The organism is Streptococcus infantis (assembly GCF_047465525.1).
GTDB classification, from domain to species: Bacteria; Bacillota; Bacilli; order Lactobacillales; family Streptococcaceae; genus Streptococcus; species Streptococcus infantis_R.
Genome location: NZ_JASGZS010000005.1, coordinates 73,150 through 82,267 on the forward strand (window position 1 = coordinate 73,150; position 9,118 = coordinate 82,267).

At 38.5% G+C, this 9,118-nt stretch carries 14 protein-coding genes; all 14 read left to right on the top strand.

Annotation, left to right across the window (positions count from 1 at the left end; genetic code table 11):
* The 14 genes from rpmD (at window position 1) to QM374_RS02865 (ending at window position 9,106) form a co-directional block, all read left to right on the top strand.
* Window positions 1-183, top strand: a complete 183-nt coding sequence (rpmD, locus tag QM374_RS02800; RefSeq protein WP_000057243.1) for a 50S ribosomal protein L30 — start codon at window positions 1-3, stop codon at window positions 181-183.
* Window positions 184-329: 146 nt separating this feature from the next.
* Window positions 330-770 carry a 50S ribosomal protein L15 gene (rplO, locus tag QM374_RS02805; protein WP_000766079.1) on the top strand — a complete coding sequence of 147 codons (441 nt, stop codon included), beginning with the start codon at window positions 330-332 and terminating at the stop codon, window positions 768-770.
* Between the two features lie 12 nt (window positions 771-782).
* Window positions 783-2,093, top strand: a complete 1,311-nt coding sequence (secY, locus tag QM374_RS02810; protein ID WP_315640121.1) for a preprotein translocase subunit SecY — start codon at window positions 783-785, stop codon at window positions 2,091-2,093.
* 155 nt (window positions 2,094-2,248) lie between these two features.
* Window positions 2,249-2,887 (top strand): adenylate kinase, encoded by a 639-nt coding sequence (locus QM374_RS02815; RefSeq protein ID WP_001050432.1) that lies wholly within the window; start codon window positions 2,249-2,251, stop codon window positions 2,885-2,887.
* A gap of 117 nt (window positions 2,888-3,004) precedes the next feature.
* The gene (infA, locus tag QM374_RS02820; RefSeq protein WP_001029883.1) at window positions 3,005-3,223 is read left to right on the top strand and encodes a translation initiation factor IF-1; all 219 of its coding nucleotides are present in this window, start codon (window positions 3,005-3,007) and stop codon (window positions 3,221-3,223) included.
* 24 nt (window positions 3,224-3,247) lie between these two features.
* The gene (rpmJ, locus tag QM374_RS02825) at window positions 3,248-3,364 is read left to right on the top strand and encodes a 50S ribosomal protein L36 (protein WP_001808836.1); all 117 of its coding nucleotides are present in this window, start codon (window positions 3,248-3,250) and stop codon (window positions 3,362-3,364) included.
* Between the two features lie 17 nt (window positions 3,365-3,381).
* The gene (rpsM, locus tag QM374_RS02830) at window positions 3,382-3,747 is read left to right on the top strand and encodes a 30S ribosomal protein S13 (protein ID WP_000090783.1); all 366 of its coding nucleotides are present in this window, start codon (window positions 3,382-3,384) and stop codon (window positions 3,745-3,747) included.
* Between the two features lie 17 nt (window positions 3,748-3,764).
* Complete coding sequence (gene rpsK / locus QM374_RS02835) at window positions 3,765-4,148, top strand: 30S ribosomal protein S11 (RefSeq protein ID WP_001118385.1); 384 nt, start codon at window positions 3,765-3,767, stop codon at window positions 4,146-4,148.
* A 42-nt stretch (window positions 4,149-4,190) separates the two neighbouring features.
* Complete coding sequence (locus tag QM374_RS02840) at window positions 4,191-5,126, top strand: DNA-directed RNA polymerase subunit alpha (RefSeq protein ID WP_000568996.1); 936 nt, start codon at window positions 4,191-4,193, stop codon at window positions 5,124-5,126.
* A gap of 11 nt (window positions 5,127-5,137) precedes the next feature.
* A complete protein-coding gene (gene rplQ / locus QM374_RS02845) occupies window positions 5,138-5,524 on the top strand; it encodes a 50S ribosomal protein L17 (protein WP_000331493.1) in 387 nt (128 codons plus the stop codon).
* Window positions 5,525-5,989: 465 nt separating this feature from the next.
* On the top strand, window positions 5,990-6,256 hold the full coding sequence (locus QM374_RS02850) for an ACT domain-containing protein (RefSeq protein ID WP_000644115.1): 267 nt from the start codon (window positions 5,990-5,992) through the stop codon (window positions 6,254-6,256).
* 9 nt (window positions 6,257-6,265) lie between these two features.
* A complete protein-coding gene (locus QM374_RS02855; protein ID WP_045762468.1) occupies window positions 6,266-7,603 on the top strand; it encodes a PFL family protein in 1,338 nt (445 codons plus the stop codon).
* Between the two features lie 329 nt (window positions 7,604-7,932).
* Entirely contained in the window at window positions 7,933-8,304 is a 372-nt protein-coding gene (rnpA, locus tag QM374_RS02860; protein WP_248035754.1) for a ribonuclease P protein component, read from the top strand.
* Window positions 8,279-9,106: a YidC/Oxa1 family membrane protein insertase gene (locus QM374_RS02865; RefSeq protein ID WP_414310801.1), complete on the top strand. Its 828-nt coding sequence runs from the start codon at window positions 8,279-8,281 to the stop codon at window positions 9,104-9,106. The genes rnpA and QM374_RS02865 overlap by 26 nt, the downstream gene beginning before the upstream one ends.
* The last annotated feature ends 12 nt before the right edge of the window (window positions 9,107-9,118 follow it).

Sequence of the window (9,118 nt, forward strand, 5' to 3'; positions counted from 1 at the left end):
ATGGCTCAAATTAAAATTACTTTGACTAAGTCTCCAATCGGACGCATTCCATCACAACGTAAAACTGTTGTAGCACTTGGACTTGGCAAATTGAACAGCTCTGTTATTAAAGAAGATAACCCAGCAGTACGTGGTATGATCACTGCAGTATCTCACTTGGTAACAGTTGAAGAAGTAAACTAATTAAATTTTAGGGGATGTGCAGTATACCATCCCCTAAAACTAGATATAGTCATCTTTGATGACAAACGTATAGGCGAGTTGATAGGAGAGACAACCTTTTCTCTCTTATCGGCGCTAGCATTTTACAAAAGAGGAGAAAATATATAATGAAACTTCATGAATTGAAACCTGCAGAAGGTTCTCGTAAAACTCGTAACCGTGTTGGTCGTGGTACTTCATCAGGTAACGGTAAAACATCTGGTCGTGGTCAAAAAGGTCAAAAAGCTCGTAGCGGTGGCGGAGTACGTCTTGGTTTTGAAGGTGGACAAACTCCATTGTTCCGTCGTCTTCCAAAACGTGGATTCACTAACATCAACGCTAAAGAATACGCAATTGTTAACCTTGACCAATTGAACGTCTTTGAAGATGGTGCAGAAGTAACTCCAGTTGTTCTTATCGAATCAGGAATTGTTAAAGCTGAAAAATCAGGTATCAAAATTCTTGGTAACGGTGAGTTGACTAAGAAATTGTCTGTAAAAGCAGCTAAATTCTCTAAATCAGCTGAAGAAGCTATCACTGCTAAAGGTGGTTCAGTAGAAGTCATCTAAGAGAGGTGACCTATGTTTTTTAAATTATTGAGAGAAGCCTTCAAAGTCAAGCAAGTTCGATCAAAAATTCTTTTTACAATTTTTATCGTCTTTGTCTTCCGTATCGGGACTAGCATTACGGTTCCATGGGTGAATGCCAATAGCTTGAATGCTTTGAGTGGTCTATCTTTTCTAAATATGTTAAGTTTGGTGTCTGGTAATGCCATGAAAAACTTTTCAGTTTTTGCACTTGGTGTTAGTCCATACATTACTGCTTCTATCGTTGTCCAACTCTTACAAATGGATTTATTACCGAAGTTTGTAGAGTGGGGCAAACAAGGGGAAGTTGGTCGTAGAAAGTTGAACCAGGCAACTCGATATATTGCCCTTGTTCTTGCATTCGTGCAATCTATCGGAATTACTGCTGGTTTTAATGCTTTATCTGGAGCCAAACTTTTGACTGTTCCTTTAACACCACAAGTTTTCCTTGTGATTGGAGCAATCCTAACAGCGGGTAGTATGATTGTAACTTGGTTGGGAGAGCAAATTACTGATAAGGGTTATGGAAATGGTGTTTCCATGATCATCTTTGCGGGGATTGTTGCTTCAATTCCTGATATGATCAAGGGAATTTATGTTGACTACTTTGTCAATGTACCAAGCAGTCGCTTGACTTCATCCCTCATTTTTGTTGCTATCTTAATCATAGCAGTCTTATTGATTGTTTACTTTACAACTTATGTTCAACAAGCTGAATATAAGATACCAATTCAGTATACTAAGGTAGCACAAGGAGCACCGTCAAGTTCCTATCTTCCATTGAAGATTAACCCTGCAGGAGTTATTCCAGTTATCTTTGCTAGCTCGATTACTGCAGCACCAGCGGCAATTTTACAATTTGTAAGTGCATCTGGTCTTGATTGGGCCTGGGTACGTAGTGCTCAGGAGTTGCTATCTACAACAGCCCCTACAGGTATCGCTCTGTACGCTCTGTTGATTATCCTCTTTACATTCTTCTATACATTTGTACAGATTAATCCAGAGAAGGCAGCAGAAAATTTGCAAAAGAGCGGTGCTTATATCCACGGTGTCCGTCCTGGTAAAGGGACAGAAGAGTATATGTCAAAACTTCTTCGTCGTCTCGCAACAGTCGGTTCCCTATTCCTAGGTGTTATTTCTATTTTACCTATTGTAGCTAAGGATTTATTCGGTCTTTCAGAAGTCGTTGCTTTTGGGGGAACAAGTCTTTTGATCATTATCTCAACAGGTATTGAAGGAATTAAACAGTTGGAAGGTTATTTATTGAAACGTAAGTATGTTGGTTTCATGAATACAACAGAATAATTGTAATAGAAAAGAAAATTCACTATTGCTCAGAGAGTGGAGTTTAAAAATCAAAGACCTTGTCAGATTTTTATCTCCTCTCTTCTATTTTGTTTTTAAATAGGAGTTGAAATGAATTTTTGCTTCTATTTAAAAACAAAAAAGGAGTTTGAATCATGAATCTTTTGATTATGGGCTTACCTGGTGCAGGTAAGGGTACACAAGCAGCAAAAATTGTTGAACAATTCCATGTTGCTCATATCTCAACAGGTGATATGTTCCGTGCGGCAATGGCTAACCAAACTGAAATGGGTGTCTTAGCTAAGTCTTATATCGACAAAGGCGAGTTGGTTCCAGATGAAGTTACAAATGGTATCGTGAAAGAGCGTCTCTCACAAGATGATATTAAAGAAACTGGTTTCTTGTTGGACGGGTACCCACGTACAATTGAACAAGCTCATGCCTTGGATAAAACTTTAGCTGAATTAGGGATTGAGCTTGAAGGTGTTATTAACATCGAAGTAAATCCAGATTGTCTTTTGGAGCGTTTGAGTGGTCGTATCATTCACCGTGAAACTGGCGAAACTTTCCACAAAGTTTTCAACCCACCAGTTGATTACAAAGAAGAAGACTACTATCAACGTGAAGATGACAAACCTGAAACAGTAAAACGTCGTTTGGATGTTAATATTGCCCAAGGTGAACCAATTATTGCCCACTATCGTGCAAAAGGTTTAGTACATGATATCGAGGGAAACCAAGATATCAATGATGTCTTTGCAGATATCGAAAAAGTATTGACAAAATTGAAATAAAAGCGTTTTTCATGCTTGCAAAATGTCTCTACAAATGTTATACTGAATTAGTCTGACTTATAATTGTTGTCTCTGTGTCTAGAGGCATCAAATCGAAATTTATGGAGGTACTTTTGCGTGGCAAAAGACGATGTGATTGAAGTTGAAGGTAAAGTAGTTGATACTATGCCGAATGCAATGTTTACGGTTGAACTTGAAAATGGACATCAGATTTTAGCAACAGTTTCTGGTAAAATTCGTAAAAACTATATTCGTATTTTAGCGGGAGATCGTGTTACTGTCGAAATGAGTCCATATGACTTGACACGTGGACGTATCACTTACCGCTTTAAATAATCGAAAAACTTGGAGGGATAAGAAATGAAAGTAAGACCATCGGTCAAACCAATTTGCGAATACTGTAAAGTAATTCGTCGTAATGGTCGTGTTATGGTAATTTGCCCAGCAAATCCAAAACACAAACAACGTCAAGGATAAGATAGAAAGGAGAAAACATGGCTCGTATTGCTGGAGTTGACATTCCAAATGACAAACGCGTAGTAATTTCATTGACTTATGTGTACGGTATCGGACTTCCAACATCTAAGAAAATCTTGGCAGCTGCTGGAATTTCAGAAGATGTACGTGTTCGCGACCTTACACCAGATCAAGAAGATGCTATCCGTCGTGAAGTGGATGCAATCAAAGTTGAAGGTGACCTTCGTCGTGAAGTTAACTTGAACATCAAACGTTTGATGGAAATCGGTTCATACCGTGGTATCCGTCACCGTCGTGGACTTCCTGTCCGTGGACAAAACACTAAAAACAACGCTCGCACTCGTAAAGGTAAAGCTGTTGCGATTGCTGGTAAGAAAAAATAATATAGGAGGTAAAAGTCTTGGCTAAACCAACACGTAAACGTCGTGTGAAAAAGAATATCGAATCTGGTATTGCTCATATTCACGCTACATTTAATAACACTATTGTTATGATTACTGATGTGCATGGTAATGCAATTGCTTGGTCATCAGCTGGTGCTCTTGGTTTCAAAGGTTCTCGTAAATCTACACCATTTGCTGCTCAAATGGCTTCTGAAGCTGCTGCTAAATCTGCACAAGAACACGGTCTTAAGTCAGTTGAAGTTACTGTTAAAGGTCCAGGTTCTGGTCGTGAGTCAGCTATTCGTGCTCTTGCTGCCGCTGGTCTTGAAGTAACAGCAATTCGTGATGTGACTCCAGTGCCACACAATGGTGCTCGTCCTCCAAAACGTCGCCGTGTATAATCATAACCTTACACTGCTTTTCGTTTAAGAGGGAGTAACTAAATGATCGAGTTTGAAAAACCAAATATAACAAAAATTGATGAAAATAAAGATTATGGCAAGTTTGTAATCGAACCGCTTGAACGTGGTTACGGTACAACACTTGGTAACTCTCTTCGTCGTGTACTTCTAGCTTCTCTTCCAGGGGCTGCTGTAACATCTATCAATATCGAAGGTGTATTGCATGAATTTGATACAGTTCCGGGTGTTCGCGAAGACGTGATGCAAATCATTCTGAACATCAAAGGTATTGCAGTAAAATCTTACGTTAAAGACGAAAAGATCATTGAACTAGATGTGCAAGGTCCTGCTGAAATTACAGCTGGAGATATCTTGACAGATAGCGACATTGAAATTGTAAATCCAGATCATTATCTCTTTACAATCGGTGAAGGTTCTTCTCTAAAAGCGACAATGACTGTTAACAGTGGTCGTGGATATGTACCTGCTGATGAAAACAAAAAAGATAATGCACCAGTTGGAACACTTGCTGTAGATTCTATTTATACACCAGTTACAAAAGTCAACTATCAAGTTGAACCTGCTCGTGTAGGTAGCAATGATGGTTTCGACAAATTAACCCTTGAAATCTTGACTAATGGAACAATTATTCCAGAAGATGCTTTAGGGCTTTCAGCACGTATCTTGACAGAGCACCTTGATTTGTTTACAAATCTTACAGAGATTGCTAAGTCAGCAGAAGTGATGAAAGAAGCTGATACTGAATCGGACGACCGTATTTTGGAACGTACGATTGAGGAACTTGACTTGTCTGTGCGTTCATACAACTGTTTGAAACGTGCCGGTATCAACACTGTGCATGATTTGACAGAAAAATCTGAAGCAGAGATGATGAAAGTAAGAAATCTTGGACGCAAGAGTTTGGAAGAAGTGAAAGTCAAACTCATTGATTTGGGTCTTGGATTAAAAGATAAATAAAGGAGGAATAAATGGCTTACCGTAAACTAGGACGCACTAGCTCACAACGTAAAGCAATGCTTCGCGATTTGACAACTGACCTTTTGATCAACGAATCAATCGTGACAACTGAAGCTCGTGCTAAAGAAATCCGTAAAACTGTTGAAAAAATGATTACTCTAGGTAAACGTGGTGATTTGCATGCACGTCGTCAAGCAGCTGCTTTCGTACGTAATGAAATCGCATCTGAAAACTATGATGAAGCAACTGATAAGTACACTTCTACTACAGCACTTCAAAAATTGTTCTCAGAAATCGCACCTCGTTATGCTGAGCGTAACGGTGGATACACTCGTATCCTTAAGACTGAACCACGTCGTGGTGATGCAGCGCCAATGGCGATCATCGAATTAGTATAAAATCATCAATTTTGTTGAGTGTTATGATGATGGAGTCTTGTGCTCTTAGTCTAGCTCTGGTCTACCGCTAGGACTTATGTCCTAGCGGGAACACTCATCATAAGATGGTAAGGTAGACGCTTGTTTACGAAATTGTTTTTTACTTAAGAACAATTTCGTAAGCAGGCGTTTTTGAGTATTTTAGTAAGAAATATGCTATACTATTGAAAAAGAAAATCAACAATGTTCATTTTTTCAAAAATATTCTATAAAGAGATTATGTGCCAATAAATTATCAGTTTTAAGTTCTAAACTAGCGACTTGGTAAAAAATATTAGCCTGGTACAAGATCAACTAAGAGATTTTTTTTAGGGTTTCAACTTGGATAATTATTCACTATTAAGTGATTTAGTTACTCTATCCTCCTTTTTCATTTTATTTTTGTCCAAAATGGATATCGTTCTGTGTTAGAAATGGAGTTTAATCATGAAAGCTATTATTACTGTTGTTGGTAAAGATAAATCTGGAATTGTTGCAGGTGTTGCGACAAAAATTGCTGAATTAGGCTTAAATATTGATGATATCTCACAAACAGTCTTGGACGAATTCTTTACTATGATGGCTGTGGTATCTAGTGATGAAAAACAAGATTTTACTCATCTTAGAAACGAATTTGAGGTTTTTGGTCAGACTTTGAATGTCAAAATCAATATTCAAAGTGCGGCTATTTTTGATGCTATGTACAATATCTAGGAGGTATTTATGGATATTAGACAAGTTACCGAAACAATCGCAATGATTGAGGAGCAAAACTTTGACATTAGAACCATTACCATGGGGATTTCCCTTTTGGACTGTATCGATCCAGATATCAATCGTGCTGCGGACAAAATATATGAAAAGATTACTACAAAAGCAGCTAATTTAGTGGCTGTTGGAGATGAAATTGCGGCTGAGTTAGGAATTCCTATTGTGAATAAACGTGTGTCAGTAACTCCAATTTCCTTGATTGGTGCTGCTACCGATGCGACGGATTATGTAGTCTTAGCTAAAGCACTAGATAAAGCTGCGAAAAAAATTGGTGTTGACTTCATTGGTGGTTTTTCAGCCTTGGTACAAAAGGGTTATCAAAAAGGCGATGAGATTCTCATCAACTCTATTCCTCGTGCCTTAGCAGAAACGGATAAGGTTTGTTCATCAGTAAATATCGGTTCTACAAAATCGGGCATCAATATGACTGCAGTAGCGGATATGGGGCGCATTATCAAGGAAACAGCTTCTTTATCTGATATGGGGGCGGCTAAATTGGTTGTATTTGCCAACGCGGTAGAGGACAATCCTTTTATGGCAGGCGCTTTTCATGGTGTAGGAGAAGCAGATGTCATCATCAATGTCGGTGTTTCTGGTCCAGGTGTTGTTAAACGTGCCTTGGAAAAGGTTCGTGGTCAGAGCTTTGATGTTGTTGCCGAAACTGTTAAAAAGACAGCCTTCAAGATTACCCGCATTGGTCAATTAGTCGGTCAAATGGCTAGTGAGCGACTTGGAGTTGATTTTGGAATTGTCGATCTGAGTTTGGCTCCAACTCCAGCAGTAGGTGATTCTGTAGCCCGTGTCCTTGAGGAAATGGGGTTAGAGACAGTTGGGACTCATGGAACGACTGCTGCCTTGGCTCTCTTGAACGACCAAGTTAAAAAAGGTGGAGTTATGGCCTGCAACCAAGTTGGTGGTTTGTCTGGTGCCTTTATCCCAGTTTCTGAAGACGAGGGGATGATTGCTGCTGTGCAAAATGGATCCCTTAATTTGGAAAAGCTAGAAGCTATGACGGCTATCTGTTCAGTTGGTTTGGATATGATTGCCATTCCTGAAGATACACCTGCAGAAACAATTGCGGCGATGATTGCGGATGAAGCTGCTATCGGAGTCATCAATATGAAAACAACTGCTGTACGTATTATTCCAAAAGGAAAAGAAGGCGATATGATTGAATTTGGTGGCCTTCTAGGAACGGCTCCGGTCATGAAAGTTAACGGTGCCTCGTCTGTTGACTTCATTGCACGTGGAGGACAAATCCCAGCTCCAATCCATAGTTTTAAAAATTAAAAAGAAGTAGAATCTATTTAAGCTGGATTTAAGGATAGACCTGTATACTACTATCATTAAATAAAGACCTCCTAACTTTATTTAATTAAAATCCTAACTTTTTCATAATAATCTCCTACAAAAGTCACTCTTTGGAGTGACTTTTGTTTTATATCAAGAGAAAATAAAGAAAGTAGCATGTTCAAATTTGTAAATTTGTTCAAAAATAAGATGATTTAAAGGATAAAACCAGTTTTTTCATTCTGTAAAATGGGCTAAAACCTTGCTATGATTGGCTTTTTTAAAAATTATGGTATAATAGTAGTAGTTTTAATAGATGGAGTTGAATTTTGAAAAAACGCTTTCGTGTAAAAAAAGAGAAAGATTTTAGTGCAATATTTAAAAAAGGGGAGAGTTTTGCTAATCGTAAATTTGTTATTTATCGATTAGAAAATAATGAACAGCATTTTCGAGTTGGTCTATCTGTCAGTAAAAAATTAGGAAACGCTGTCACGAGGAATCAGATCAAGAGAAGAATTCGACATATTTTGATTGAACATAAAAATCAGCTGGTTGAAAATGTAGATTTTGTTGTGATTGCTCGAAAAGGTGTTGAAATCTTGGACTACGCGGAAATGGGAAAAAATCTACTTCACGTATTAAAGTTATCAAAGATTTACCAGGAAGGAAATGGGAGTGAAAAAGAAATTACAGTTGACTAGCTTAATGGTGCTTGCTTTATTTGTGATGAGCGCCTGCACGACTAGTGGTACGACGAGTGAGATTACAGCTGAATCAACAGGTTTTTGGAGTAAATTTGTTTATTTTTTTGCTGAAACCATTCGCTTTTTATCATTTGATACAAGTATTGGTCTGGGGATTATTTTATTTACCCTTCTAATCAGAACCATTCTTTTACCAGTCTTTCAGATACAAATGGTGGCATCTAGAAAGATGCAAGAAGTACAACCACTGGTTAAGGAGTTGCGAGAACGTTATCCGGGACGGGATATGGAGAGCCGTACCAAGTTGGACCAAGAAATGCGTCAGTTGTTCAAGCAACATGGTGTCAAACAGTCAGCTTCTCTTTGGCCAATCTTAATCCAAATGCCAGTCTTGTTGGCCTTGTTTCAAGCTTTGAGTAGGGTAGAATTTCTAAAAACGGGTCATTTCTTATGGATTAACCTTGGTGGTGTTGATACGACTTTTGTTTTGCCTATTTTGGCAGCTATCTTTACTTTCCTTAGCACCTGGTTATCCAATAAGGCCATGGTTGAGAAAAATGGCGCCATGACAGGGATGATGTATGCAATGCCAGTCATGATTTTCTTCTTTGCCATGTATTCACCAAGTGGGGTTGCCTTATACTGGGCGGTATCCAATGCTTATCAGGTGCTCCAAACCTATTTGCTCAACAATCCATTTAAGATTATTGCAGAGCGTGAGGCGGGAGTACAGGCTAAGAAGGATTTAGAAATCAAGAAGAGAAAAGCTCTCAAGAAAGCACAGAAAAAGAAAAAGTAAGGAGGAATCTTG

What these genes read in the sequence shown, in the direction of transcription:
- rpmD (WP_000057243.1), top strand. Translation starts at nt 1, where the DNA reads ATGGCTCAAATTAAAATTACTTTGACTAAGTCTCCAATCGGACGCATT.
- rplO (WP_000766079.1), top strand. Translation starts at nt 330, where the DNA reads ATGAAACTTCATGAATTGAAACCTGCAGAAGGTTCTCGTAAAACTCGT.
- secY (WP_315640121.1), top strand. Translation starts at nt 783, where the DNA reads ATGTTTTTTAAATTATTGAGAGAAGCCTTCAAAGTCAAGCAAGTTCGA.
- QM374_RS02815 (WP_001050432.1), top strand. Translation starts at nt 2,249, where the DNA reads ATGAATCTTTTGATTATGGGCTTACCTGGTGCAGGTAAGGGTACACAA.
- rpmJ (WP_001808836.1), top strand. Translation starts at nt 3,248, where the DNA reads ATGAAAGTAAGACCATCGGTCAAACCAATTTGCGAATACTGTAAAGTA.
- rpsM (WP_000090783.1), top strand. Translation starts at nt 3,382, where the DNA reads ATGGCTCGTATTGCTGGAGTTGACATTCCAAATGACAAACGCGTAGTA.
- QM374_RS02840 (WP_000568996.1), top strand. Translation starts at nt 4,191, where the DNA reads ATGATCGAGTTTGAAAAACCAAATATAACAAAAATTGATGAAAATAAA.
- rplQ (WP_000331493.1), top strand. Translation starts at nt 5,138, where the DNA reads ATGGCTTACCGTAAACTAGGACGCACTAGCTCACAACGTAAAGCAATG.
- QM374_RS02850 (WP_000644115.1), top strand. Translation starts at nt 5,990, where the DNA reads ATGAAAGCTATTATTACTGTTGTTGGTAAAGATAAATCTGGAATTGTT.
- QM374_RS02855 (WP_045762468.1), top strand. Translation starts at nt 6,266, where the DNA reads ATGGATATTAGACAAGTTACCGAAACAATCGCAATGATTGAGGAGCAA.